At 65.7% G+C, this 23,782-nt stretch carries 25 protein-coding genes; 6 read left to right on the plus strand and 19 right to left on the minus strand.

Annotated elements, in window-relative coordinates; genetic code table 11:
- Nucleotides 1-196 precede the first annotated feature (196 nt).
- Both BRADO_RS20745 and BRADO_RS20750 read left to right on the plus strand, forming a co-directional pair.
- Complete coding sequence (locus BRADO_RS20745; protein WP_011927307.1) at nucleotides 197-415, plus strand: hypothetical protein; 219 nt, start codon at nucleotides 197-199, stop codon at nucleotides 413-415.
- 283 nt (nucleotides 416-698) lie between these two features.
- The gene (locus BRADO_RS20750; protein ID WP_011927308.1) at nucleotides 699-881 is read left to right on the plus strand and encodes a hypothetical protein; all 183 of its coding nucleotides are present in this window, start codon (nucleotides 699-701) and stop codon (nucleotides 879-881) included.
- Nucleotides 882-951: 70 nt separating this feature from the next.
- On the opposite strand, the gene BRADO_RS20755 is transcribed toward BRADO_RS20750, so the two are convergent.
- The 3 genes from BRADO_RS20755 to BRADO_RS20765 all read right to left on the minus strand — a co-directional run bounded on the left by BRADO_RS20755 (nucleotide 952) and on the right by BRADO_RS20765 (nucleotide 5,066).
- A complete protein-coding gene (locus BRADO_RS20755; RefSeq protein ID WP_011927309.1) occupies nucleotides 952-1,575 on the minus strand; it encodes a glutathione S-transferase family protein in 624 nt (207 codons plus the stop codon).
- Between the two features lie 226 nt (nucleotides 1,576-1,801).
- Nucleotides 1,802-3,403 carry an FAD-binding protein gene (locus tag BRADO_RS20760; RefSeq protein ID WP_041756771.1) on the minus strand — a complete coding sequence of 534 codons (1,602 nt, stop codon included), beginning with the start codon at nucleotides 3,401-3,403 and terminating at the stop codon, nucleotides 1,802-1,804.
- A gap of 1 nt (nucleotide 3,404) precedes the next feature.
- The gene (locus BRADO_RS20765) at nucleotides 3,405-5,066 is read right to left on the minus strand and encodes an acetolactate synthase large subunit (RefSeq protein WP_011927311.1); all 1,662 of its coding nucleotides are present in this window, start codon (nucleotides 5,064-5,066) and stop codon (nucleotides 3,405-3,407) included.
- A 149-nt stretch (nucleotides 5,067-5,215) separates the two neighbouring features.
- On the opposite strand from BRADO_RS20765, the gene BRADO_RS20770 reads away from it, so the two are divergent.
- Nucleotides 5,216-6,274 carry a LysR family transcriptional regulator gene (locus BRADO_RS20770; RefSeq protein ID WP_011927312.1) on the plus strand — a complete coding sequence of 353 codons (1,059 nt, stop codon included), beginning with the start codon at nucleotides 5,216-5,218 and terminating at the stop codon, nucleotides 6,272-6,274.
- Nucleotides 6,275-6,293: 19 nt separating this feature from the next.
- Here BRADO_RS20770 and BRADO_RS20775 read toward each other — a convergent pair whose 3' ends face one another.
- The 11 genes from BRADO_RS20775 to rpoZ all read right to left on the minus strand — a co-directional run bounded on the left by BRADO_RS20775 (nucleotide 6,294) and on the right by rpoZ (nucleotide 16,151).
- Nucleotides 6,294-6,704, minus strand: a complete 411-nt coding sequence (locus BRADO_RS20775) for an ACT domain-containing protein (RefSeq protein ID WP_011927313.1) — start codon at nucleotides 6,702-6,704, stop codon at nucleotides 6,294-6,296.
- A gap of 7 nt (nucleotides 6,705-6,711) precedes the next feature.
- Nucleotides 6,712-7,698, minus strand: a complete 987-nt coding sequence (locus tag BRADO_RS20780) for a glutathione S-transferase family protein (protein ID WP_011927314.1) — start codon at nucleotides 7,696-7,698, stop codon at nucleotides 6,712-6,714.
- 18 nt (nucleotides 7,699-7,716) lie between these two features.
- Nucleotides 7,717-8,463 carry a DNA repair protein RecO gene (gene recO / locus BRADO_RS20785; RefSeq protein WP_011927315.1) on the minus strand — a complete coding sequence of 249 codons (747 nt, stop codon included), beginning with the start codon at nucleotides 8,461-8,463 and terminating at the stop codon, nucleotides 7,717-7,719.
- A 149-nt stretch (nucleotides 8,464-8,612) separates the two neighbouring features.
- Nucleotides 8,613-8,993 (minus strand): hypothetical protein, encoded by a 381-nt coding sequence (locus tag BRADO_RS20790; protein WP_011927316.1) that lies wholly within the window; start codon nucleotides 8,991-8,993, stop codon nucleotides 8,613-8,615.
- Between the two features lie 2 nt (nucleotides 8,994-8,995).
- Nucleotides 8,996-9,919 (minus strand): GTPase Era, encoded by a 924-nt coding sequence (gene era, locus BRADO_RS20795; protein ID WP_011927317.1) that lies wholly within the window; start codon nucleotides 9,917-9,919, stop codon nucleotides 8,996-8,998.
- Nucleotides 9,909-10,982, minus strand: coding sequence for a ribonuclease III (rnc, locus tag BRADO_RS20800; RefSeq protein ID WP_011927318.1), 1,074 nt, complete (start codon nucleotides 10,980-10,982; stop codon nucleotides 9,909-9,911). The genes era and rnc overlap by 11 nt, the downstream gene beginning before the upstream one ends.
- Nucleotides 10,979-11,740, minus strand: a complete 762-nt coding sequence (gene lepB, locus BRADO_RS20805; RefSeq protein ID WP_011927319.1) for a signal peptidase I — start codon at nucleotides 11,738-11,740, stop codon at nucleotides 10,979-10,981. Before lepB ends, rnc begins: the two co-directional genes overlap by 4 nt.
- 286 nt (nucleotides 11,741-12,026) lie before the next feature.
- Nucleotides 12,027-12,446, minus strand: coding sequence for a holo-ACP synthase (gene acpS, locus BRADO_RS20810; RefSeq protein ID WP_011927320.1), 420 nt, complete (start codon nucleotides 12,444-12,446; stop codon nucleotides 12,027-12,029).
- Nucleotides 12,443-13,213 (minus strand): pyridoxine 5'-phosphate synthase, encoded by a 771-nt coding sequence (locus BRADO_RS20815; RefSeq protein WP_011927321.1) that lies wholly within the window; start codon nucleotides 13,211-13,213, stop codon nucleotides 12,443-12,445. The genes acpS and BRADO_RS20815 overlap by 4 nt, the downstream gene beginning before the upstream one ends.
- Nucleotides 13,214-13,295: 82 nt before the next feature.
- On the minus strand, nucleotides 13,296-15,587 hold the full coding sequence (locus BRADO_RS20820) for a bifunctional (p)ppGpp synthetase/guanosine-3',5'-bis(diphosphate) 3'-pyrophosphohydrolase (RefSeq protein WP_011927322.1): 2,292 nt from the start codon (nucleotides 15,585-15,587) through the stop codon (nucleotides 13,296-13,298).
- Nucleotides 15,588-15,758: 171 nt separating this feature from the next.
- On the minus strand, nucleotides 15,759-16,151 hold the full coding sequence (gene rpoZ / locus BRADO_RS20825; RefSeq protein ID WP_006612728.1) for a DNA-directed RNA polymerase subunit omega: 393 nt from the start codon (nucleotides 16,149-16,151) through the stop codon (nucleotides 15,759-15,761).
- 344 nt (nucleotides 16,152-16,495) lie between these two features.
- On the opposite strand from rpoZ, the gene BRADO_RS20830 reads away from it, so the two are divergent.
- Together BRADO_RS20830 and BRADO_RS20835 are read left to right on the plus strand one after the other, a co-directional pair.
- Nucleotides 16,496-17,146, plus strand: a complete 651-nt coding sequence (locus BRADO_RS20830; RefSeq protein ID WP_008962894.1) for an NYN domain-containing protein — start codon at nucleotides 16,496-16,498, stop codon at nucleotides 17,144-17,146.
- Entirely contained in the window at nucleotides 17,127-17,831 is a 705-nt protein-coding gene (locus tag BRADO_RS20835; RefSeq protein ID WP_041756772.1) for a uracil-DNA glycosylase, read from the plus strand. Before BRADO_RS20830 ends, BRADO_RS20835 begins: the two co-directional genes overlap by 20 nt.
- A gap of 251 nt (nucleotides 17,832-18,082) precedes the next feature.
- Here BRADO_RS20835 and BRADO_RS20840 read toward each other — a convergent pair whose 3' ends face one another.
- The 4 genes from BRADO_RS20840 to dapA all read right to left on the minus strand — a co-directional run bounded on the left by BRADO_RS20840 (nucleotide 18,083) and on the right by dapA (nucleotide 20,582).
- Nucleotides 18,083-18,667, minus strand: coding sequence for a peroxiredoxin (locus BRADO_RS20840; protein WP_011927324.1), 585 nt, complete (start codon nucleotides 18,665-18,667; stop codon nucleotides 18,083-18,085).
- 94 nt (nucleotides 18,668-18,761) lie between these two features.
- On the minus strand, nucleotides 18,762-19,235 hold the full coding sequence (smpB, locus tag BRADO_RS20845; RefSeq protein ID WP_008962897.1) for an SsrA-binding protein SmpB: 474 nt from the start codon (nucleotides 19,233-19,235) through the stop codon (nucleotides 18,762-18,764).
- Nucleotide 19,236: 1 nt separating this feature from the next.
- On the minus strand, nucleotides 19,237-19,653 hold the full coding sequence (gene mscL, locus BRADO_RS20850) for a large conductance mechanosensitive channel protein MscL (RefSeq protein ID WP_011927325.1): 417 nt from the start codon (nucleotides 19,651-19,653) through the stop codon (nucleotides 19,237-19,239).
- Nucleotides 19,654-19,691: 38 nt separating this feature from the next.
- Nucleotides 19,692-20,582 (minus strand): 4-hydroxy-tetrahydrodipicolinate synthase, encoded by an 891-nt coding sequence (dapA, locus tag BRADO_RS20855; RefSeq protein WP_011927326.1) that lies wholly within the window; start codon nucleotides 20,580-20,582, stop codon nucleotides 19,692-19,694.
- A gap of 391 nt (nucleotides 20,583-20,973) precedes the next feature.
- Between dapA and BRADO_RS20860 the strand changes: the two genes are divergently transcribed.
- Nucleotides 20,974-23,277, plus strand: a complete 2,304-nt coding sequence (locus tag BRADO_RS20860; RefSeq protein WP_050781024.1) for a lytic transglycosylase domain-containing protein — start codon at nucleotides 20,974-20,976, stop codon at nucleotides 23,275-23,277.
- A 286-nt stretch (nucleotides 23,278-23,563) separates the two neighbouring features.
- On the opposite strand, the gene BRADO_RS35105 is transcribed toward BRADO_RS20860, so the two are convergent.
- Complete coding sequence (locus BRADO_RS35105) at nucleotides 23,564-23,737, minus strand: hypothetical protein (protein WP_157872595.1); 174 nt, start codon at nucleotides 23,735-23,737, stop codon at nucleotides 23,564-23,566.
- Nucleotides 23,738-23,782 lie beyond the last annotated feature (45 nt).

Consider the following 23,782-nt stretch of genomic DNA (forward strand, 5'->3'; position numbering starts at 1 on the left):
GCGGCCAAGGCTGCGGCAGATTGGCTCGACGGGCAGTTTTCGCATGGGAGATCGGCGATTTCTGTAGATCCGAAGGACATCGATGCGCGGGAACCCGGCTGGGCGGCGGCGCGTTACTGATCGTAACCCTTGTCGGGCATCGCAGCGTACCGCGTCATCGATGATCAGCCCAAGCCCTTTGCTGCGGAAGCTTGCCATGAAGGATTTTTCGGACGCTGCTTTTTCCCCCGACGTGATCTCGCTGATGACGCAGGCGCTGGACGGCGCGATTGCATCGTTGCCGGAGCCGGTCAGCTCGACCCACGTCACCCTTCTCGCGGAGTCGGTGCTGCGGACAGCGAAGACCGGCGAGCGCGATCCGGCCGTCATGCAGCGGCTGGCGCTGCTGGAATTGCAGATCATGCCGCGGGTGTAGAGCCAACTCACTCATTAGCACCCCGCCGCGATGCGCAAATTCACATCAGCATCCGACAAACCATCTCGCCGGCGGTTATCGTCCATATGCAGGATGACGTGCGCGCTTGGGTATGCATCGGAGTGGGGGTTTGAACTTGCCGGTTTGAACTTGCCTGGGCCGACCGAGACCAAATCAATACGAGAGCGAGATCCTCCGCGTGAATTGCGGCAGTCGCTCGAATGATCTTCAGACCATTCCGCGGCTCATCCCATTCCGGTTCCCAGGATGCTGGAGCGTACCGATGTTCGACAAGAGTCACCTCGATGTCCTCGTCCCGCATTCGTTCCGGTCCGCAAAGCTTGCAAGCGACAAGGCCAAGTCGCGCCAGGACCTGGAAACGGTCGCCTTGTTTGCGGGGATCGGATTGCTCCTCACGCTGATCGCCGCGCTCTGTGGCGCAGCGATCCCCGTGGACTCGTTCTGACGATCGAACTCGCACGCATCCCCGCACCGGCCTCGGCGGCCGGTCGCCGATGTCGATCGCGCGGGTGGACTTAGGCCGCCGCCGAGCGCTGCTCCGGCCATGGCTCGGCCCAGGCCGGCAAGCGCATCAGGCCGTCCAGCCAGCGCCCGATGTTAGGAAACTGATCCAGCGGCATTTCCGCCTCGCGCCAGTCGGCGGCCATCGAAGCCGCGGCAAAGTCCGCGATGGTGAGCCGATCGCAAGCGATGTGGCCGTGCGCGCGCAGATGGGCGTCGAGCACGGAGGCGAAAGTCTTTAGGTTGGCAACCTTGCCGACAAGCGACGCGCGATCGGGCGCACCGAGGTTGAAGTTCCTCCGCACGATGTGCTCGAAATAGAATGGCGCGACGGCCGGATTCCAATGGCTGTCGGTCCAGGCCAGCCAGCGCAGCACCTCGACCTGTTCCCGCGGGTCGCGTGACGGCCACATGTCGCAGCTCTCGCGGACGCAGAGATGGGCCATGATGGCGGTGGACTCCCACAAGACGGTACCACCGTCGACCAGCACCGGCGCCTTCATGTTGGGATTGAGCGCGGCGTAGTCCTCGGTCTTCATGCGGCCCGTGATGTCGATGAATTCGGCGGGCACGCCGAGATGCTTGACCAGCGCCAGCACGCGGCGCGGGGCCTGGGCCTTGATCCAGTAGATCTTCATGACGGGGTCTCCATGGCTGTGCCTTGAAGACGAACGCATGAGAGGTGGATCGACAGCGGCGGCGCAAAACTTTTCGTGTGTTTAGGGCAGTGCTGCCACGCGCGAGAAGCCCAAGCTGTCGCACATCGTCATTACGGTGCGCCCCGGAATGACGTGCGGAGAGATCCTGCCCCTCACTAAGCGACGCGCCTGTCTTGAGGAACATCGCTCGTTGCCCTCGCGCTCCTCACATCGCCTTTACCGCTGCCTTTGCCGTGAGGATGCAGCCGGGCAGAAATGTTCCCTCCAGCGAGCGCTTGCCCGAGGCGCCACCGCCCCCGAAGCCCGCGGCTTCGCCGACGGCGTAGAGGCCGCTGATCGGGCTGCCCGCGGCGTCGAGCAGCCGGCTGTGCAGATCGGTCTTCAGGCCGCCGAGGCTCTTGCGGGTGATCAGCTGCATGTGGATCGCGATGAACGGCCCGGCCCCGCGCATCTGCAGCGGCGCCGGCTTGCAGGTGCGCAGCTTGTCGGGTCCCCATTGCCGCGCGTGCAGGATGCGGCGCAGCTGGTCGTCGTTGAAGAGCTTGTCGCCGTTCTCGAAGTTCGCATCGAAGGCATCGGCGGTCGCCTGCAGCACCTCGGGCTTGATGTCGTCGGTGCCGGTGAACGCGTTCATCTTGGCGGCAAGGCCCGCCAGCGTCTCGTCGACCAGGAAATGCCGGCTCTCGCGCTGCATCTGCCGGACCAGGCGGTGATTGCCGAGCAACGTCTCCTTGAGGAACATCGGCATCTGCCGCTCGCGGATGCGCGCATTGTGCTCGGCGCCCGAGATCGCGAACTCCTTGGCGGCAATCCGCCAGTTCAACAGGTGCCACGTATACGGCTTCTCCTGCGCGGCGACGCGCTGGCACAGATCGTAGGTGTCGAAGCCGGTGACCAGCGGCTGCGGGCCGATGCGCTCGCCGCGATGGTCGAGCCACAGCGCCGATTTGCACGGCACCAGCGACAGGCCGTGACCGTCGAAATGCGGAAACGGATGCGGAATTCCGGCGGCGTAGTTCCACATTTCGCCGGCATGGGTGATCTGCGCGCCGATGGTCTCGGCCGCGTGATGATGCAGCTTGCCGTCGGCGAACGGGTGCGCGCCGTTGAGCATGGCGGACGGCATCGGCCGTCCCTTCACCCAGTTGGCGCGCGCCTCCGCATGGCCGCCATTGATGCCGCCCATGGCGAGCACCGTCAGCGGCGCAGCGATGCGGATCTCGGCACCGCTATCCTCATTGACGGCGATGACGCCCGCCATAGCTCCGCCCGCCCGATCGAGGCCGACCACGCGATGACGATGCAGCACCGTCAGCTTGCCGCCGCGATCGGCGGCGCGCATCGCGGCGATCATCACGCGCGTCAGCCGCTGCGAGGTGCCCCAGACGATGTGATAGCGCGGCAGCGCGTTGCCGTCGCCCACGAGGCCGCGCTCGACCCAGTTCACGGCGGGCATAAAGGTCACGCCGTGCGACGACAGCCAGTCGTAGATCTCGCTCCGCGAATGCTCGACGTAATAGCGCGCCCACTGCAACGGCCAGTGCTCGCGCTCGTCGAGCTCGCCGAACCGGATCCAGTCGCGCAGCGCGATCTCCGGCGTGTCCGGGATCTTCATCCGCGCCTGCAAGGGCGTGCCGACCAGCGCCATGCCTCCGAAGGCCCACAGCGCCAGTCCACCGAACCGCTCCGGCGTATCGCGATCGACGATTACGACGGAGTTGCCGGCGCGCAAAGCCTCGAGCGCGGTGACGATGCCGGCGAGGCCGCCGCCGGCGATGACGAGGTCGGCTTGCAGCGGCGCGCTCATGTCACGGCGCAATCTTGCGCTTGAGCATGCGCGCCACCGGCAGCGGCACGCGGTCGAGCGATCCCAGCAGATGCGGCAGCAGCTTCAGCTTCAGCCCGCTCAGCGCCGGCGGCACCACGGCCTCGATCAGATGGGGACCCGGGCGCTTCAGCGAACAGGCCAGCGCATCGGTGAACTCGTCCGGCGTGGTGACGCGTGTCGCCCGCACGCCCATGCCGTCGGCGATCTGCGCGAATTTCAGCACCGGCCCGTGCAGGTCGAGCTGCGCACGCGCCTTCGGTCCGATCTTCTCGGCCCCGACCCGCTCCAGTTCGACATTGAGCACCGAGTAGGATGCGTTGTTGAAGATCACCGCGGTGACGTTGAGCCGCTCGCGCGCGATCGTCCACAACGACTGGATCGTGTACATCGAGCTGCCATCGCCGATCAGCGCGATCACCGGCCGGTCCGGGCAGGCAATCGCGGCGCCGATCGCATTCGGCAGCCCCTGCCCGATGGCGCCGCCGGTCAAGGTGATCAGATCGTGGCGCGGCGCGCCGGCGGTGAACTTCGACAGCATCAGGCCGGAGCTGATCGCCTCGTCGATGATGATGGCGTTCTCCGGCAGAAGATGGCCGACGGCCTTGCAGACCTTCTCAGCCGTCAGCCTGTTGCCGCGCGGACGCCCGGGCCGCGAAGGGGCCGCCAATTCTGGTGTCGCCTGCTCGGCGCCGAGCGCCTTGACCAGCTTGGCCAGGCTTCCCGCGGCATCTTCCGCAGGCGTCGAGAGCGTCAGCACCTTGCAGCCGTCGTGCGGCAGATAGCTCCTCTTGCCAGGATAGGCAAAGAACGAGACCGGCGCCTTGGCATCGACCAGGACGAGCGTGTCGATCTCCTTGAGCTGGATCTGTGCCATCTCGGCGAGATAGGCGATGCGTTCGACGCCCGGCAGGCCGGCGCCGCGTTCCATCCGCGTCGGAAACGTCTCGGCGAAAACCTTGACGCCGCAGCTCGCGGCGATGCGTGCGGCGGCGAGCAGCGCCTGCTCCTGCAACGCCGTGCCGCCCAGCAGGATGGCGCTGCGGCCGCCCGCCTTGATCGCGGCGGCGACTGCCTGCACGGCCGCGTCGTCGGCCAAAGGCGGCGGCTCGATCACCGGTGCCGGCTCGGGCACGCCGCCCTCGCCCCAGGACACGTCGGCCGGCAGGATCAGGGTCGCCACCTGCCCCGGCCATGAGCACGCAGCTTTCACCGCCGCGACCGCATCGCGGCAGAGTTCGGATGTCACCTGCGAGGTCCAGACGAAGCTCGGTGAGACGTTGCGCGCGACGGTCTCGATGTCCGACTGCAGCTGAGCGTCGTATTTGACGTGATAGGTCGCGTGGTCACCGACGATGTTGACGACGGGCACCTTGCCCTTGCGCGCATTGTGCAGGTTGGCGAGGCCGTTACCGAGCCCGCAGCCGAGATGCAGCAGAGTCGCCGCCGGCGTGCCGGTCATGCGGGCATAGCCGTCCGCAGCACCGGTGGCGACGCCTTCGAACAGGCACAGCACCGCGCGCATCTCCGACGCCGTGTCCAACGCGGCGACGAAGTGCATTTCAGAGGTGCCGGGATTGGTGAAGCAGACCCGCACGCCGGCATTGGCGAGGGTCCTGACCAGAGCTTGCGCGCCATTGGGCATTGGAAAGCCTCTTGACGGGGAAGCCGGAGACTGGCGCGACACGGCGGCCCGCCCCGGTATTTCCCCTGATATGTTTGCGCCATTCTGAGATTGACCGTCTTAGAAATCCAATGAATTGTTATGGTCAGATCAATGAGTTGGGATCATCGATGCATCCGCCGACCTTGCGTCAGTTGCAGCAGCTGGTCTACCTCGCGGAAGAACGGCATTTCGCACGGGCCGCCAAGCGCGCCCATGTCACCCAGTCGGCCCTGAGCCGCAGCCTGCAGACGCTCGAGCAATCGGCGGGCATGCGGTTGTTCGACCGCAGCTCGCGCGCGGTCGAGATCACCGCGGTCGGCGAGCGACTGGTGGCGCGGGCCCGCTCACTGCTGTCGGGCGCCGACGATATCGGCCGCGAGATGCGGCTGTTGCGCTCGGGAGATGCCGGCGAGGTGACGGTGGGCGTGGGCGCGTTCACCGGCCTGACCTTGCTGCCGGATGCCATGGCGCGGCTGTATTCGGACCATCCGTCGGTGCGCATAACCGTCGTGCAGGATAATTGGCGCGCCCTGATGGAGGTGCTGCAGCAGGGAAAGCTCGATTTTTTCCTGGCGCACATCACCGACATCCGCGCTGACGACAGCCTTGACATCGAGCCGCTCGGCAGCCTCCCCGGACACTTCTACTGCCGGCCGTCACATCCCTTGGCGAGCCGGCGCGAGCTCTTGGCCCGCGATCTGGCCGGGCAGCACTTCGCCTCCGTCGCGCTGCCGCCGGAATTCAGCAGGCGATTGGATGAGCTGATCGCTGCACCGGGAGGGCGCGGCTTCGACGTCGCGCTCGAATCCGAGAATGCGGGCCTGCTCGTGCAGATGGCTCTTCGCTCGGATGTCGTGCTGGTCGCGGGCGATGCGGTTCTCACCCACGAGCTTGCCTCCGGCCAGCTGGTCCGGCTCAACGTGGTCGAGCTGCGCGAGCCTCGCGCGACCAACCTGCTGCTGGCGCAGTTCGGCATTTTGCGACTGAAGGGCCGAACCCTGTCGCCGGCCGCGATGATGCTCATCGAAATGGTTCGCGCGCAAGCCGCGCGAACCTTGACCGGGCCGCGCCGTCCACCGGCGTCCCGCGCGATCGGCGGCGCGCATCGTTCGCGGCCCAGCCCACGCAAGAAGCCGAGCGCACCTCCGCGCAACCAGTCGCGACATCACACTCGGGGCAAGACCTAACCTTCGCCGGCCGGCGCGATCATTCACCGGCTGCGTTGCGAGACAGCTCCCGCAGCAGCCGCATCGCCTCGTCGCCCTGCGCTTCGGGGACGAACAGATGATCATGATGAAGGGCCGACACGGCATTGACGCTGATGCCGGCCGCCGCCAGCTTCGCCGTGACGGCGGCGAGAAAGCCGACGGCGTCGAGCGCGGAATGCACCGAAAGGGTGATGAGACGCGCCGCGAACTGATAGTCCAGCCCGGCCCGCTCCGCCTCCTCACGCCGGACGATCAGCGTGATGCCTTCGCGCTCGCGAAACAGCATCAAGGGGGTCAGCGTCGCGGGAAGCTCTCTGCCGTCGGCGAGGCCGCAGAACACGAAGACGCCGTCCTGCATCTCGGGCGTCATCGTCAGCAGCAGCGTGCCGAGGTCGCGTTCCCCTGTCATGCCGCCGTCAGGACGTTGCCAGCCGCGCGCGGCCGTGCGGCGCGGTGAAATCCTGCTGCGGGCCGAGCGGAACGATGCCGGTCGGATTGATTGTGCGGTGGCTTTCGTAATAGTGCCCCTTGATATGCTGGAAGTTCACGGTCTCGGCGATCCCCGGCCATTGGTAGAGATCGCGCGTGTAGGCCGAGAGATTCGGATAGTCGGCGATACGGCGGATATTGCACTTGAAGTGGCCGACATAGACGGCATCGAAGCGGATCAGGGTCGTGAACAGCCGGATATCGGCCTCGGTGACGGCGTCGCCCAACAGGAAGCGCCGCATTGCAAGCCGTTCATCGAGCCAGTCGAGCGTCGCGAACAGCGGCCCGATGGCCTCCTCGTAAGCCGCTTGCGTGGTCGCAAAGCCGCATTTGTAGACGCCGTTGTTGAGCGTGTCGTAGACGCGGGCATTGATTGCGTCGATCTCGCCGCGCAATGCCTGCGGATAATGGTCGCCTGGCTTGGCGCCGATGCCGTCGAAAGCCGCGTTCAGGATCCGGATGATCTCGGAGGACTCGTTGTTGACGATCGTCCGCTGCGCCTTGTCCCAGAGCACCGGCACGGTGACACGGCCGGAATAGTGTGGATCGGCCGCGGTGTAGACCTGGTGCAGGACCTCCGCATGATTGATCTCATCAGCGACGACGCCGGGACCCTCGGCAAACGTCCAGCCCCGCTCGCGCATCAGCCAGTGCACGACGGAGACGGAGATCATCCCCTCGAGCCCCTTGAGCGTGCGCATGATCAGGGTGCGGTGCGCCCACGGACAAGCGAGGCTGACATAGAGATGATACCGCCCGGCCTCGGCCTTGAAGCCACCACTGCCGGTCGGACCCGGGCTGCCGTCGGATGTGACGAAGCTGCGAAAGGCCGAATCCTTGCGCACGAAGCGGCCGCCGGAGGCCGCCGTGTCATACCAGACGTCGTGCCATTGGCCGTCGACGAGCAGTCCCATGATGTTTCCCCTCTCGGCTCAAGCGCGCGTGAGCCGCGTCCTCGCCCGCGTCACCGCATTGATGAAGCCTTCACGCGCATCCGAATGGCCTTGCCCCCGCGGCTCCAGGACGTGGCGCAGCAGGAACAGGCCGGTGAGGCGAAAACCGTCGAGCAGATCCTGGTCGGACCAGCCGTGATCCTCGTCGCTCTCGCGCAGGAATGGCGGCAAAGGCAGCAGCCGGTCGGCCCATGGCGCGCCGGCGGTGCGCGAGACCGCGCCGCCGGATTTCGGCGAGACGTAGATCAGGTCGGAGGTCTCGCCGGTCGCCGCGCAGGATTCCAGATCGAGACCAAAGCCGAGCTCGGTCAGGATCGCGAGCTCGAAGCGCACGATATGGGCAGCGGCGGCGCCGGCATCCGCGAAATCATCAAGCGCATGTTCGAGCCTGAAATACATGTCCTCGTGCGGATCGCGCTCGGGCAACAGCCGTGCAAGGGACGCCAGGTGCGTCACGCCATAGGCACCGTGCGAGGCGGACATCAGCTCCGCGGCGCGCAAGGTGAGCCCGTCGACGGCGTACATGCCGAGATGCTCGTCGAGCCGCGCCCGCCAGATCGCGCGCACCGTGTTGCCGGGCTGCAGGACCGGCCGCATCCGCTTGCCCGCGGCACCGCGCACGAGACCGAGATGGCGGCCGTGCTCGCGCGTCAGCAGTTCGACGACGGCGGAGGATTCGCCGTGCCGCCGCAGCCCCAGCACGATGCCGTCATCGGTCCATTCCATCGGGTGAGCGGTCTCCACGAATCGGCCGCCCGAAAGCCGCCAGCATTGACGAAACCGTAGGGCGGGCAAAGCGCAGCGGGCCCACCAGTGGCAGGACCGCCCGGATCGCGGTGGGCACGCTGCGCTTTGCCCACCCTACCACGCATCAACTAAGCGTCGAACCAGCCGCGCGCGTCGCCGGTGAAGGAGTAGTACAGCCCCATCGCCGTCAACGCGCAGGAGATCACCTCGATGCCGGCATCGAGCGTCATGCCCTTGTCGCCGATCACCTGGACCAGCGAGACGCCGGACAGCACCAGCGCCGCCAGCAGCACCCAGCGCGGCCAGTTCTTGCGTCGTTGCGCAGCGAGATAGACGAAATAGAACATCAGCAGGATGACGACGCCGTTGAGAATGGTCTGCGCCGTGATCATGTCCTCGGTGATCTCGAGCGTCGGCGTGCGATCCGAGACGGCAACCGAGAGCGCATCCAGCATCAGCGAGCTGTAGAGCAGCACTTCGAACCACAACACGTTGCGCGGCACGCTCATCGTCATTCTCTAGGGAACTCGAGACCCATCTCTCGATAGCGGTCGGGATCGTCGCCCCAGTTCTCACGCACCTTCACGAACAGGAACAGATGCACCGGCACGCCGGTGATCTCGGCGATCTCCTTGCGCGACTGCGCCCCGATCGACTTGATCGTCGCGCCGCCCTTGCCGAGCACGATCTTGCGCTGGCTGTCACGCTCCACGAAGATTGTCTGCTCGATCCGGATCGAACCGTCGTTGCGCTCGGTCCAGCTGTCGGTCTCGACCGTGGACTGATAGGGCAATTCCTGATGCAGGTGCGAATAGATCTTCTCGCGGGTGATCTCGGCCGCGAGGTGACGCATCGGCGCGTCCGACATCTGGTCTTCGGGGTAATGGAACGGTCCCGGCGGCACCATCTCGGCCAGCGCGCGCCGGAGATCGTCGACGCCGTCCCCCGACAGCGCCGAGATCATGAAGGTGCGCGCGAAGGCCAGCTTCTCATTGGCCGCGGCGACCAAAGCCAGCAGCTTTTCCCGCGGCACCAGGTCGACCTTGTTGACGACCAGTATCTTCTCGTGCGCCACCGAAGCCGCCTTGTCGATGATGGCCTGCGCCTCGTCGTCCAGGCCCTTCTTGGCATCGAGCAGCACGCAGACCAGATCGGCGTCATGCGCGCCGCTCCAGGCCGTCGTGACCATCGCGCGGTCGAGCCTTCGCTTCGGCGAGAAGATGCCGGGCGTGTCGACCAGGATGATCTGCGATTGACCTTCGATGACGATGCCGCGGATCAGCGCGCGCGTCGTCTGCACCTTGCGCGAGACGATCGTGACCTTGGAGCCGACCAGCGCATTGACGAGGGTCGACTTGCCGACATTCGGAGCGCCGATCAGCGCGACGAAACCGCAGCGGGTCGCGCCCTGCCCGGCCTGTTGCTCAGCCGTCATTGCTGCCGCCGCTCACGCCCTCGCGCTCGATCATCACGGATGCCGCCACCTTCTCGGCTGCCCGCTTGGATCCGCCCACCCCTTCGGCCGGCTCCAGACCGGGCAGATCGACAGCAACGCGGAATTGCGGATCGTGATGCGGGCCGGTGCGCTCGACCTCGCGATAGACCGGCGTCGGCAAGCCCTTGCCCTGCGCCCACTCCTGCAACACGGTCTTCGGATCGCGCAGCGGCCGCCGCGGCTTGCGCATGCGCTCGGTCCAGTTGCGCTCGACGAAGCCGGCCGCAGCCGTGTAGCCGCCATCCAGGAAGATCGCGCCGATCACCGCCTCGCAGACATCGCCGAGCACCGATTTGCGCAGCCGCGCGCCGGCGCCGGCGCCAACGGCGCCGAGCTTGATGTCATCCAGCAGGCCAAGCGACTTGGCGACATCGGCGCAGCTCTCCTTGCGCACGAGATCGGCCAGCCGCTTCGACAGTTCGCCTTCGTCGGCGCTCGGGAACGCGCGGTACAGCATGTCCGACACGATCAGGCCCAGGACGTGGTCACCGAGGAATTCGAGGCGCTGATAGCTGTCGCCGCGCTTCTTGGAGGATTTCAGCGCTGAGACATGGGTGAAGGCCGTGCTGAGCAGTGACGGATCGGCGAAGCGATGGCCGATCCGCGCCTCGATCGCGGCATTGGCCGCCTTCTCGGCGGCCTTCACGCTCTTCGTGACTCCGGTTCCGGCGGTCTTGGTCCGGCGGCTGCCCTTGGCCTTGCCGGACGGCTTGGCATCGGATTCCGCATCGACCGGAGGCGCAACGCCGTTCGGTCCCTGGCCATCGACCTCGGAGGCCGGCTCGGCAGGATTGGCAGACTTCGCTTCGGTCTTCGCGTCAGACTTCGCTTCGATCTTCGGCTCGACCTTAAGCTCGACCTTTGCCTCAGACTTCACCTCAGGCTTCGCGTCCGGCTTGGGTCGCGTCGACGTCTTGGGCGCAGCCTCGAGCGCGCCCGCGCCGGCTTGCGGGCTCGTTGCAGCAGCCTGCGTCGTCTGGATCTCGGGTGAGTCGTCGATCATCGTACGATCTTGAACAGACGTTCCCAACGGATGGACATCGGCCAGCGCCAGAACGCCCAGGCATGCTCGTTCTCCCGAATGGAGAAGAAGATCATCTGGGCGCGGCCGATGATGTTCTCGAACGGGACATAGCCGACCGCCGTCTGAACACGGCTGTCAGTCGAGTTGTCGCGGTTGTCGCCCATCATGAAGAAGTTGCCGGGCGGCACCGTATACACGTCCGTACTATCGTAAGGGCCGTGGTCGAAGCAATCCAGGGTTTCGTAGCTGACGCCGTTCGGCAGCGTCTCCTTCCAGCGCTTCACCCGCGCGATCGAATCGGCGGTGCCGCAGGGATCCTCGCCGACGAAGTCGGTCAGCCGCTCGCGCTGGACCGGCGCGTCGTTGATGTACAGCAGGCCGTCACGCATCTGGATGCGGTCGCCCGGCAGTCCGATCACGCGCTTGATGTAGTCGATTTCGGTGTCCTTCGGCAGGCGAAACACGACGATGTCGCCGCGCCGAGGCTCCGAGCCGAAGATGCGGCCCGAGAAGATGTTGGGCGACTGCGGAATCGAGAAATGGCTATAGCCGTACGAATATTTCGACACGAACAGATAATCGCCGACCAGCAAGGTCGCCTTCATTGATCCCGAGGGGATGTTGAAGGGCTGGAACAGGAACGTGCGGATCACGAGTGCGATCAGGAGGGCATGAACGACCACACGAACGGTTTCACCGATGCCGCTCTCAGTCTTGGTTCCGGAGGTCACGCTCATCGCTCTTTCACTGTCCCTGGGCGAATGGTCCGATGATTCGCCAGCCGTTGCATAACACCCCGCCGACCGCGAACAACGTATGGGTCCGCAGCTTAAGGGAGTCTGTCCTGATTCTGGTGGTCAAGGCCAACTCCGGTTTGAGCCAGAATCCGCCTTTGATGTTGCCGGTTCGATCCCGGCGGGTTTTAGACGACTGTGCGGGGCGGCGCAATCAAGAGCCGCATCAAAATAATATAAGATGCTGGAATCAATCGTATTTTTGTTTTCGCTTGGGCGTCGGCCCGGCTCAGGACGACGCCAGGGGCACCGCCGAAATGATGACGAAAGCCTGGGCGAGCGGCCAGTCGTCGGTGATCGACAGGTCGATCCGGGCCTCGTGCCCCGCGGGGGTCAGCGCCTTCAGCCGCTCGGCTGCGCCGCCCGTCAGCAGCATGGTCGGGCGGCCGCCCGGAAGGTTGACCACGCCCATGTCGCGCCACCACACGCCCTGGCGGATGCCGGTGCCGAGCGCCTTGGAGCAGGCCTCCTTGGCGGCGAATCGCTTGGCGTAGGTGGCGACCACCATCTTCTCGTTCTTGGCCCGCCGCTCGGCCTTGGCGCGCTCGGCCTCGGTGAAGATCCGGTTCAGGAAGCGCTCGCCGTGGCGCTCGATCACCTCGCCGACCCTGCGGATGTCGATCAGGTCCGAGCCGATGCCGATGATCATGCCGTGGCCCCTGTCGCCCGGTCGCGGCCCCGATCCATCGCCGCGCGCATCGTCCGCACGCTCTCGGCCAGGCCCACGAACAGCGCCTCGCCCATTATGAAGTAGCCGATGTTCAGCTCGCGGATTTCAGGCAAGGCCGCGATCTGCTCGGCGGTGGCGTAATCCAGGCCATGGCCGGCATGGACCTCGAGCCCTGCGGCATAGGCTTGGCGGGCACCGGCCACGATGCGCTGCCATTCGGCGTCCGCCTTGTCATGGTGGCCATCGGTGATCGCGTCGCACCAGCCGCCGGTATGGATCTCGATGACTGGCGCGCGCAGCCGCGCCGCCATCTCGATCTGGGCGGGGTCGGCGGCGATGAACAGCGAGACCCGGATGCCGGCCTCGCTGAGCCGGGCGATCGCCGGCGCCAGCGCATTGTGCTGGCCGACGACGTCGAGCCCGCCCTCGGTGGTCAGTTCCTCGCGCCGCTCGGGCACCAGGCAGCAGGCATGCGGCTTCGTCGCCAGCGCGATCCGCACCATCTCCTCGGTGGCCGCCATCTCGAAGTTCAGCGGCCTGGAGATCTGCGCCTTGAGGCGGGCCATGTCGTCGTCGCGGATGTGCCGCCGGTCCTCGCGCAGATGCGCGGTGATGCCGTCGGCGCCGGCCTCGATGGCGAGCAGCGCAGCGCGTACCGGATCCGGCGCACGGCCGCCGCGCGCATTCCGCAACGTAGCGATGTGGTCGACATTGACGCCGAGGCGCAGCTTCGGGGGATGGGACATCGGCAGGCTCGCGGTGTTCTCTCAAAACGGAATTGCTGGTTTAGCTCATCGCCGGAGGAAACGCTGCGGCCAAACCCGCAGATTAGCCATTCACACGGTCGACCTTCGCCACGATCGTCTTGGCGCGCAGCTGGTTGATGATCGCCGAGAGATGCTTGAGGTCGTAGACTTCGAGATCGATCGTCAGCTCGGTGAAGTCCGGCGAGCGGCGGCTCATGCTGATATTGTCGATGTTGCCGTCGTGCTCGGCAATGACGGTCGCCACCTGCGCGAGGCTGCCGGGCTCGTTGACGTTCTCGACCTTGATGCGCGCCGGAAAGCGCTGGGGCGTGGTTTCATCGACGTCCCAGCGCACGTCGAGCCAGCGCTCCGGCTCGTCCTCGAAATCCTTCAGCGCCGGCGACTGGATCGGATAGATCGTGATGCCCTCGCCCGGCGTGACGATGCCGACGATGCGGTCGCCCGGCACGGCGCCGCCATTGGGCGCGAACTTCACCGGCAGGCCGGAGTTGAGGCCGCTGATCGGAATCGCGAATGCGCCGCGCGCCGGCTCGGTTGCCGGTGCCGCGGTTTTTGCAGCCGGCGTTGCCGTCTTCTTGGCGCCATAGCGCACGACGCGCTCTTCCTTGTAGTCGGGATACATCGCGCGGGCGACGTCGGACGCCTTGATCTCGCCGCGCCCGACCGCCGCCATCACGTCCTCGATCGACGCCCGCGCCAGCCGCGGCAGCGCGCCCTTGAGCTTGTCGTCGGCATATTCGAGCTTGGTGCGCTCGAACAGGCGTTCGACGATGCGTCGGCCGAGCCCGGCATATTGATCGCGCACCGCGGTGCGCGTGGCGCGCCGGATCGCCGCCCGCGCCTTGCCGGTGATGGCGAGCGTCTCCCAGGCCGAGGGCGGCGCCGACTGCGCATCCGAGGTGAGCACCTCGACCTCGTCGCCGTTCTGCAGCTCCGACGAGAGCGCGGCGAACTTGCCGTTGATCTTGCAGCCGACGGCGCTGTTGCCGACATCGGTATGCACGGCATAGGCGAAGTCGATCACATTGGCGTGGCGCGGCAGCGCGATCAGCTTGCCCTTCGGCGTAAAGCAGAACACCTGATCGTGAAACAGCTCGAGCTTGGTGTGCTCGAGGAACTCCTCCGGATTGGCGCTCTCCGAGAGGATGCCGATGGTGTGGCGCAGCCAGGCGAACGCATTCGATTCGCGCTTCAGGAGCTCGGTCGGCGAGCCGATGTCGTCCTTGTAGAAGGCGTGCGCGGCGATGCCGAGCTCGGCGATCTGGTCCATGTCCTCGGTGCGGATCTGCAGCTCGACGCGCTGCTTGCCCGGCCCGATCACGGTGGTGTGGATGGAGCGATAGTCGTTCTGCTTCGGCGTCGAGATGTAATCCTTGAAGCGCCCCGGCACGACCGGCCAGGTCGTGTGCACGATGCCGAGCGCGCGGTAGCAGGATTCGAGGTCCGGCATGATGACGCGGAAGCCGAAGATGTCGGACAGCTGCTCGAAGCCGATGGATTTGCGCTCCATCTTGGTCCAGATCGAGAATGGCCGCTTGCGCCGGCCGAACACCCGGGCGGTCAGCCCATGGTCGCGGAACTTGCGCGCCAGCTGGCTCTCGATCTCGCCGATCAGATTGCGGTTGCGGTCGGCCAGCGCGTCCAGCCGCTGCATCACGACGCCATAGGCCTGCGGATCGAGCGTGCGGAAGGAGAGATCCTCCAGCTCCTCGCGCATCTCCTGCATGCCCATGCGGCCGGCCAGCGGCGCATAGATGTCGAGCGTCTCCTCGGCGATGCGGCGGCGCGAGGCCTCCGGCACGAAGTCGAGCGTGCGCATGTTGTGCAGGCGGTCGGCGAGCTTGACGAGCAGCACGCGGACATCGTCGGCGATCGCCAGCAACAGCTTGCGCAGGTTCTCGGCCTGCTTGGCCTCCCGCGACACCAGCTCGAGCCGCTTCAGCTTGGTCAAACCCTCGACCAGCGCGCCGATCTCCGGCCCGAAGAAGCGGTCGATCTCGGCGCGGGTCGCCTCGGTATCCTCGATCGTGTCGTGCAGCAGCGCCGCGACGATCGTGGCGTCGTCCAGCTTGAGGTCGGTCAAAATGGCCGCGACCTCGAGGGGATGGGTAAAATACGGGTCGCCCGAGGCCCGCGTCTGCGAGCCGTGCGCCTTCATCGCGTACACATAGGCGCGATTGAGCAGATCCTCGTTCGTATCCGGATTGTAGGAACGGACCCGCTCGACGAGGTCGTACTGCCGCATCATGCGCGAGCGCGGCTTCGGCGGCCGCGGCCGCTCAGCCGGCGGCGCCACCGCGGCTGATTCGGCCGCCGCCTGCATCTGCTGAGGAGTGTGGCCCGGAACCACCATGGAAAATGACTAAACCTTTATCTTTGGGACCGAATCCACCCGACGGCAGGCGGTCGCAGCGCGACCTATGGTAATCACGAAATGACGTTCAAATGCAAAGGCCCGGACGATGTCCGGGCCTTCACAATCTCACAAGTTAATCCAGGCTTGCGCCGGCGGTGATGAAGGACGTCACTCGTCCTCTTCCGGCTGCTCCTCCGGCGGAGCGAGACCTTCGAGACCCTTGAGCAGCTCTTCCTCGGTCATCCGCTCGACGGCGACCTCGGTGTCGTCAGCATCGACGCTGGCACCAGCCGAGCCGATCAGCGGCACCGTGTCGGGCTCGGGCTCGTCGACCTCGACGAACTTCTGCAGCGAATGCACCAGTTCTTCCTTCAGATCCTCGGGAGAAATGGTCGAATCCGCAATCTCCCGGAGTGCCACAACGGGATTCTTGTCATTATCTCTGTCAATTGTAAGTTGCGAACCTGACGAGATCATACGCGCGCGATGCGCGGCCAGGAGGACCAGGTCAAACCGGTTGTCGACTTTATCGATACAATCTTCCACAGTGACGCGCGCCATTGTCGCTCCGGTCCTTTGTGTGCTTAATATGCTGATTATGTTGGGCTAGTTATAGAGACTGACCGGTTTTCGCAAGGCCAAACTGGCCACCGGTCTCTTTAACCGGCAAGGGGTGTCGAATTCCGGGACCTTGCTGACGGGCCGTCCGGAGCCGCCAAACATGGCTTTGGACAAGAAAACGCTTCATTGCGCGGTCACAAGTGCGCCTTTGTTGCCCCGATCAATCCCGTTTGCGGTAACGTCACACCTGACCGTCCGCACGCGCCTTGGCAGTATCTTGAGATGGAATGCGCGACCCACCCCATCGCGCCAAAAACAGAAGCTAACTGAACGCGAGACACTGAATGTCATCTTCGACCAATAAGATTGCGCTCTTCATTGACGGCGCCAACCTATACGCAACGGCCAAGACGCTCGGCTTCGACATCGACTATAAGCGCCTCCTCAAGGAATTTCAGAGCCGCGGCACGCTGCTTCGTGCGTTCTACTACACGGCCATTATCGAGGATCAGGAATATTCGTCGATTCGCCCCTTGATCGACTGGCTGGACTACAACGGCTACACGGTCGTGACCAAGGCGACCAAGGAGTTCATCGACGCCAGCGGCCGCCGCAAGGTCAAGGGCAACATGGACATCGAGCTCGCGGTCGACGCCATGGAGCTTGCCGAGCACATCGACCAGATGGTGCTGTTCTCAGGTGACGGCGACTTCCGCTCGCTGGTCGAAGCAATGCAGCGCCGCGGTGTTCGCGTCACCGTGATCTCGACCATCTCGAGCCAGCCCCCGATGATCGCCGACGAGCTGCGCCGCCAGGCGGACGTTTTCACCGACCTCGTCGAGTTGCAGTCGAAGCTCGGCCGCGATCCGTCCGAACGCCCGGCCCCGCGCGAGCCGCGCCACCATTCGCCGCAATTCCTGCAGCGCTCGACCACGCCGGCCGCTCGCACGCCCACGCCCACCACGACGTCTCCCGATGACGATTTCGAGGACTAGGCCGGTCCCGCGCGGCACTCGAACGACCGATTCGGCCTCACATTCCTCAGTGGCTCACCCGACCGATCCGGACCGTGATTGTCCGCTGTGCCCGCGTCTGGTGGATTTCCGCACCGCGCAGCGGGCGCGCGAGCCGTCCTGGTTCAATGCGCCCGTTCCGTCGTTCGGCGACGCGAACGCCCGCCTCCTGATCGTCGGCCTGGCGCCGGGACTGCAGGGCGCCAACCGCACCGGCCGGCCGTTCACCGGCGATTACGCCGGCGAACTGCTGTACGGCACGCTGCTGCAATATGGTTTCGCCAAAGGCCGGTTCGACGCACGTCCGGATGACGGGCTGACCCTGATCGACTGCCGCATCAGCAATGCCGTGCGCTGCGTGCCGCCGCAGAACAAGCCGCTGCCGGCCGAGATCAACCAGTGCCGCAGCTTCCTCGCCGCCAGCATCGCCGCGATGCCGCGCCTGCGCAGCATCGTGGCGCTCGGCCGCATCTCGCATGACACGCTGCTGAAGCTCCTCGGCCTGCGCGCCGCCGCAGCGCCGTTTTCCCATGGCGCCGTGCACCAGGCCGGCGGCATCAGGCTGTACGACAGCTACCACTGCTCGCGCTACAACACGAACACCGGCGTGCTGACGACCGAGATGTTCCACGCAGTCTTCGCCCGCGTGAAGGCCGAGCTGGATTAGTTCGGAGGAGCAAGCATTTCCGGACGCGAGCGCGGTGCCCATAACTGCGCCCTCTCCCCTTGTGGGAGAGGGCGCTGTATCGGACAGCGTTCGCGCGGTCGAACTCATGAGTTGCCCGTCACCAGGGTGGGCAAAGGCGCGCCCGTGTCGTTGTCGTTCGCATTGCTGCTTCGCGCGCCGTGCCCACCGGCCTCACTCACCGGCACCGCCGGTGGGCACGCGCGGCCTGCTTTGCCCACCCTACGCCTGTCTCAGGCCGTCGACGCTGGATGATCCTTCAGCCAGTCCAGCACGTCGGTCGCGTTCCGGTCTGGCGGGAACACCGGGTAGAACACGTGGGTGATGCGAGCGTCGTCGACGATCAGCGCGAGGCGCTTGATCAGGGTCAGGCCGGCGATCTCCATCGTCGGCAGGCGCAGCGCGTGGGTCAGTTCCAGCTTCTCGTCGGACAACACCGGGAACGGCAGATGCAGCCGCGAGGCCATCTCGGTCTGATAGGCGTTGCTCTGCGTCGACAGGCCGAAGACGTGCGTGGCGCCGGCCGCCTTGAGCTCGCCGAACAGGTCGCGGAAGCTGCAGGCCTGCGGCGTGCAGCCGCGTGCGCCCGGGATCAGGTCCCAGTCCTCGACCAGCGACACCTTGCCGGGCTCGCCGGTGCGCGGATAGGCGAACACCACCGTCCGTCCCGGCAGATCCGACAGCGTCACCAGCGAGTCGTCGGTGGCGCGCAGGCTGAGCGGCGGAAGGGTCATGCCGACGAGATGATCGGCCGCACCGTCATCGGCCGGCACCGGGATCTTGCTCCAGTCGACCTCCAGCAGGTTCTTCTGAGTCATCGGTGCATCCCACGGCTGAGGCACTAAGAAGGTTTAGGCAAGGCTCTGGCGTTCAGACTGCGGCCCAGGCAAGCGCGCAACGGCTCGCAGCGCGTCAACCGCGCGCGCGCAGCAGGCGACCCTTCTCGCGGCCCCAATCGCGCTTCTTCTCGCTCTCGCGCTTGTCGTGCAGCTTCTTGCCCTTGGCGACAGCCAGCAGCAGCTTGGCGCGGCCACGCTCGTTGAAATAGAGCTTGAGCGGGATCAGCGTCATGCCCTCACGCTCGACCGCGCCCATCAGCTTGTTGATCTGCTTGCGATGCAGCAAGAGCTTGCGCGGCCGCTTCGGCTCGTGATTGAAGCGGTTGGCCTGCAGATATTCGGGAATGTTGGCGTTGATCAGCCATATCTCGCCGTCGCGGGAATCCGCATAGGATTCCGCGATCGTCGATTTGCCGCCGCGGACCGACTTCACCTCGGTGCCGGTCAGCGCAATGCCGGCCTCGATCGTGTCCTCGATCGCATAGTTGAACCGCGCCTTGCGGTTCTCGGCGGCAACGGTGATCTTCGGCTCGTTCTTGTTCGCCACGTCAGGCTTTCTTCAGGAGATCCCTGATTTCGGTGAGAAGCTCGACCTCGGCACTCGGCTTCGGCGGCGCGGCCGGAGCAGCCTCTTGCCGGCGCTTCAGCTTGTTCATGCCGCGGATCACCATGAACAGCACGAAGGCGACGATGAAGAAGTTCAGCGTCAGCGTCAGGAAGCTGCCATAGGCGAGCACGGCGCCCTGCTTCTTTGCGTCCGCCAGGTTGGTCGCAGTGACCGACTTGGCGAGCGGAATGAAGTAGTTCGAAAAGTCCAAACCACCGGTGATGGCGCCGATGATCGGCATGATGATGTCGCCGACCAGCGAGGTCACGATGGCGCCGAACGCGCCGCCGATGATGACGCCGACCGCGAGGTCGACGACATTGCCCTTCATCGCGAATTCTCGGAATTCCTTCAACATGTCTGTCTCCCCATCAGACGTGCAAGAAACGGCTCAGCTCAGTTGATCAGCCCGGCATGCACCATGGCCTGGCGCACCGCCACACGGGTCGGCTCGGACACCGGCACCATCGGCAGCCGCAGCTTCTCGTCGATCTTGCCGAGCAGCGACAGCGCGTATTTCACCGGCGCCGGGTTCGACTCGATGAACAAATTGGTGTGCAGCGGCATCAGCTTGTCGTGGATCTTCAGCGCCGTGGCGACATCGCCCTTCTGCCAGGCAGCGTGGAACTCCGCGCACAGCCGCGGCGCCACGTTCGACGTCACCGAGATGCAGCCATGGCCGCCATGGGCCATGTAGCCGATGATGGTGGCGTCCTCTCCGGAGAGCTGGTTGAACTCCGCGCCGAGCGCCGCGCGCTGCTGCGACACCCGCACCATGCTGGCGGTGGCGTCCTTCACGCCGGCGATGTTCTTCAGGTCGTACAGCCGCTTCATGGTGTCGACGGACATGTCGATCACCGAGCGCGGCGGGATGTTGTAGATGATGATCGGAATGCCGATCGCGTCGTTGATCGCCTTGAAGTGCTGATACAGGCCTTCCTGCGTCGGCTTGTTGTAGTACGGCGTGACGACCAGCACGGCATCGGCGCCGGCCTTCTCGGCATGTTGGGCGAGCTCGACGGCCTCCTTGGTCGAATTTGAGCCGGCACCGGCGACCACGGGCACCCTGCCCTTGGCCTCGGCGATGCACCACTCGACCACCTGCTTGTGCTCGTCATGGCTCAAGGTCGGACTCTCGCCGGTCGTGCCGACTGGCACGAGGCCGTTGGTCCCCTCATCGATCTGCCAGTTCACCAGGCTGCGGAACGCCGCCTCATCGACGGATCCGTTCTTGAAAGGGGTCACCAAGGCGGTGAAAGAGCCTCGGAAATTCGTCTTGGCTGCCATGAAACTCCCTCCCAACGCGCGTTGCCCCAGAGCGAAGCGCACTTCATACCGGGTCTGGACATCTGGCGGAAGGCCTGCCCTGACGTCGGCTGCCTTCTCAACAGGCACGCGAACTGATCGAATCAGCCCGGACTTCGGCTCTCCCGCGTCACGCCGCCGCTCAGTGGAACCCGGAAACCGATTGTCCGTCAGTTCGCGGACGGCCGTGACGCCGCCCTTCGGTCGTGATTTCGCCGCGGTGTTGGCGCAGGTTGCAAACGATCCCGGTACATTTAGTATTTGTTCACCTTTTCGATAGACCAAGAGCGTCAGGGATCGAAGTCATCCGCCGCAAAGGAACGCCGTACCCGTGTCTGCCCGCGCCGCCGTATTGCGATCGACCGCCCTGTCGATGTCTCTCTCGGCGTCACTGGCCGCCGGCCTGACGCTGGGTCTCGCCCTTGGCGGAGATATCGCGCTGGCCAAGGACAAAGTTCCTCTCCCGAAGGCGCGCCCGATCGCGCGTTCCATGATTCCCGCAACGCCCGCAAGAGATACCGCCGAGTCCAGAAGCAAGGTTGACGCGCGGGCGGAAGCCAAGGCCGATGTGAAGGCGGATCTCAGGGACACCAAGAGCATCGGCAAAGGCGCTGCCGAGCCAAGCCGCGGCGCCCCCAGGGATACTACGCCAGGGGCGGTGCCAGGTTCGGCGCCGAGTGCAATGCCCAGCGCGCTGCCGCCGCGCCAGCACGCGGCCCTCCCCGCTCCCCGCAAGCCCATCGCTACGGCCGCGATCGCCGCGACGGCCTCGACCTCGCAGTCGGACAAGGATGCGCTCGAGAACGTCATCGAGCTGGTGCGCAAGCGCAAGCCGGATGACGCCACCCAGGTCGAGCAGGCCATCTCGGACCCCGTGGCCCGCAAGCTCGCGGAATGGGTCATCCTGCGCAGCGACAACAACAACGCCACCGTCGAGCGCTACCGCGCCTTCATCACCGCCAATCCGAGCTGGCCGTCGCAGAGCTTCCTGCGCCGCCGTCTCGAGGCCGCGCTGTGGGACGACAAGCGCGACGATTCGGTGGTGTGGTCGTGGTTCGAGAACGAATCGCCGCTGTCGGCCAAGGGCAAGTTCGCGCTCGCCCGCGTCATGCTCAACCGCGGCGACCGCGCCAATGCCGAGCGCCTGGTTCGCGAGGCCTGGCGCAACGATGCGATGTCGGAGGAGACCGAGAACAACATCCTCGACCAGTTCGGCGCCCTGATCTCCGGCGGCGACCACAAGGCGCGGATGGACACGCTGCTGTATGGCAGCGAGCACGAGGCAGCGCTGCGCGCGGCCAAGCGGCTCGGTTCCGGGCACATGGCGCTGGCCAAGGCGCGCATCGCGGCCTACCGTAAGGCCGCCAACAGCCGCGCGCTACTCGACGCGGTGCCGCATGAGCTGCATGGCGACGCCGGCTACATCTTCAGCAAGATCCAGTTGCTCAGGCGCGACGAGAATTTCACGGAAGCGGCGCAGCTGATGCTGAGCGCGCCGAAGGATTCCGGCCGCCTGCACAATCTCGACGAATGGTGGATCGAGCGCCGCCTTCTGGCGCGCAAGATGATCGATACCGGCGACTACCGCAGCGCCTATCTGATCGCTCGCGACGCTGCGCTGCCGAATCGCGACATCTACAAGACCGAGCAGGAATTCACCGCCGGCTGGATCGCGCTGCGCTTCCTCAAAGATCCGGCGACGGCCGCCCAGCACTTTGCCCGCATCGGCGTCGGCAGCGTCAACCCGACCACGCTGGCGCGCGCCGGCTATTGGCAGGGCCGCGCGGCAGAGGCGATGGGCCGGATGCAGGAGGCGCGCGCCGCCTACACGTCAGCGGCCGAGCAGTCGACGAGCTATTACGGCCAGCTGGCGCGGGCCAAGCTCGGGCTGCCGCAGCTCGGCCTCAACGCTGCGCCCGGCGGCCGTGGCCGCGGTGTGGAGCGTCTCGAAGTGGTTCGCGCGGTGCAGCTGCTGTACGACCTCGACGAGGGCGAGGTCGCGATCCCGATCTTCGCGGATATGGGTGACAATGGCGATCCAGACGTGCTGCTCGGGCTCGCCGAGGCCGCTGGCCGGCAGAGCGATGCGCGGGCGATGCTGCTGGTCGGCAAGGCCGCGCTCAATCGCGGGCTGCCGTTCGATCATTACGCCTATCCCGTCAACGGCATCCCGGCGTTCCGGTCGATCGGACCCGAGGTCGAGCAGAGCGTGATTTTCTCGATCGCCCGCCAGGAAAGCGCGTTCAACCAGGCCGTGGTGTCTCCGGCGCAGGCCTACGGGCTGATGCAGGTCACGCCCGATGCGGGCCGCTATGTCTGCAAGCGCGCCGGCGTCAGCTTCGATCTCAACCGGATGAAGACCGATCCTGTGTATAACGCCCAGCTCGGCGCGGCCGAGCTCGGCGGCCTGCTCGAGGACTATCGCGGCTCCTACATCATGACGTTCGCGGCCTACAATGCCGGCCGGGGCAGCGTGAAGAAATGGATCGAGCGATATGGCGATCCGCGCGATCCCAATGTCGATGCGGTCGACTGGGTGGAGCTGATCCCGTTCGCGGAAACCCGCAACTACGTGCAGCGCGTGATGGAAAATCTGCAGGTCTATCGCGCCCGCTTCGGCGGCGGGTCACGGCTGCAGATCGAGGCCGATCTGCGCCGTGGGTCCGTCGTCGAGTAGCGAGTCGCGACGCGAAAGATAGCTCCCGATCACGGCCCGTCTTGCTCGGGCTGGACCGCTTGGAGACCATGGGACTCGTCCGTGAGCTTGCCGGGTCCCGTCGGGTCGTTCGCTGGCCAGCAGCTTGGCGGCAAGGGCAGGCTGTGCCGCCGGTGACGATCGCTGCCGACCGCACAAGACCGTGACGCCTACGCAAGGCCATCAAGGTCCATCTCTGCTCATCTTCTCATGAGGCTGCGCCGGCGACTCACTCGCCGCCGGCGCACTTTCCGCGCTTCTGCGCTGCTCACCATTCGCCGCCGCCAAAGCCGAACCCGGCAGCACCGTAGCCGTAATCCGGCTCGCGATAACCATAGCTTGGGGCTTGCTGCCACGGTCCGCGATCGTAAGCGTAGCTGTTGCGCCACCCCGCGACCCGCCGACACTGACCGACGCCAGCCATCAACTGCCCGCCGCTCATCGCCGGGCCCTCCGCACCGACAGCGTAATTGCCCGGGCTCGTGCA

It is taken from the genome of Bradyrhizobium sp. ORS 278, from assembly GCF_000026145.1.
Lineage (GTDB): Bacteria > Pseudomonadota > Alphaproteobacteria > Rhizobiales > Xanthobacteraceae > Bradyrhizobium.

Coding starts and splice junctions, on each gene's coding strand:
- BRADO_RS20745 (WP_011927307.1), top strand. CDS start 197: ATGAAGGATTTTTCGGACGCTGCTTTTTCCCCCGACGTGATCTCGCTG.
- BRADO_RS20750 (WP_011927308.1), top strand. CDS start 699: ATGTTCGACAAGAGTCACCTCGATGTCCTCGTCCCGCATTCGTTCCGG.
- BRADO_RS20755 (WP_011927309.1), bottom strand. CDS start 1,575: ATGAAGATCTACTGGATCAAGGCCCAGGCCCCGCGCCGCGTGCTGGCG.
- BRADO_RS20760 (WP_041756771.1), bottom strand. CDS start 3,403: ATGAGCGCGCCGCTGCAAGCCGACCTCGTCATCGCCGGCGGCGGCCTC.
- BRADO_RS20765 (WP_011927311.1), bottom strand. CDS start 5,066: ATGCCCAATGGCGCGCAAGCTCTGGTCAGGACCCTCGCCAATGCCGGC.
- BRADO_RS20770 (WP_011927312.1), top strand. CDS start 5,216: ATGCATCCGCCGACCTTGCGTCAGTTGCAGCAGCTGGTCTACCTCGCG.
- BRADO_RS20775 (WP_011927313.1), bottom strand. CDS start 6,704: ATGACAGGGGAACGCGACCTCGGCACGCTGCTGCTGACGATGACGCCC.
- BRADO_RS20780 (WP_011927314.1), bottom strand. CDS start 7,698: ATGGGACTGCTCGTCGACGGCCAATGGCACGACGTCTGGTATGACACG.
- recO (WP_011927315.1), bottom strand. CDS start 8,463: ATGGAATGGACCGATGACGGCATCGTGCTGGGGCTGCGGCGGCACGGC.
- BRADO_RS20790 (WP_011927316.1), bottom strand. CDS start 8,993: ATGAGCGTGCCGCGCAACGTGTTGTGGTTCGAAGTGCTGCTCTACAGC.
- era (WP_011927317.1), bottom strand. CDS start 9,919: ATGACGGCTGAGCAACAGGCCGGGCAGGGCGCGACCCGCTGCGGTTTC.
- rnc (WP_011927318.1), bottom strand. CDS start 10,982: ATGATCGACGACTCACCCGAGATCCAGACGACGCAGGCTGCTGCAACG.
- lepB (WP_011927319.1), bottom strand. CDS start 11,740: ATGAGCGTGACCTCCGGAACCAAGACTGAGAGCGGCATCGGTGAAACC.
- acpS (WP_011927320.1), bottom strand. CDS start 12,446: ATGATCATCGGCATCGGCTCGGACCTGATCGACATCCGCAGGGTCGGC.
- BRADO_RS20815 (WP_011927321.1), bottom strand. CDS start 13,213: ATGTCCCATCCCCCGAAGCTGCGCCTCGGCGTCAATGTCGACCACATC.
- BRADO_RS20820 (WP_011927322.1), bottom strand. CDS start 15,587: ATGGTGGTTCCGGGCCACACTCCTCAGCAGATGCAGGCGGCGGCCGAA.
- rpoZ (WP_006612728.1), bottom strand. CDS start 16,151: ATGGCGCGCGTCACTGTGGAAGATTGTATCGATAAAGTCGACAACCGG.
- BRADO_RS20830 (WP_008962894.1), top strand. CDS start 16,496: ATGTCATCTTCGACCAATAAGATTGCGCTCTTCATTGACGGCGCCAAC.
- BRADO_RS20835 (WP_041756772.1), top strand. CDS start 17,127: ATGACGATTTCGAGGACTAGGCCGGTCCCGCGCGGCACTCGAACGACC.
- BRADO_RS20840 (WP_011927324.1), bottom strand. CDS start 18,667: ATGACTCAGAAGAACCTGCTGGAGGTCGACTGGAGCAAGATCCCGGTG.
- mscL (WP_011927325.1), bottom strand. CDS start 19,653: ATGTTGAAGGAATTCCGAGAATTCGCGATGAAGGGCAATGTCGTCGAC.
- dapA (WP_011927326.1), bottom strand. CDS start 20,582: ATGGCAGCCAAGACGAATTTCCGAGGCTCTTTCACCGCCTTGGTGACC.
- BRADO_RS20860 (WP_050781024.1), top strand. CDS start 20,974: ATGTCTCTCTCGGCGTCACTGGCCGCCGGCCTGACGCTGGGTCTCGCC.
- BRADO_RS35105 (WP_157872595.1), bottom strand. CDS start 23,737: ATGAGCGGCGGGCAGTTGATGGCTGGCGTCGGTCAGTGTCGGCGGGTC.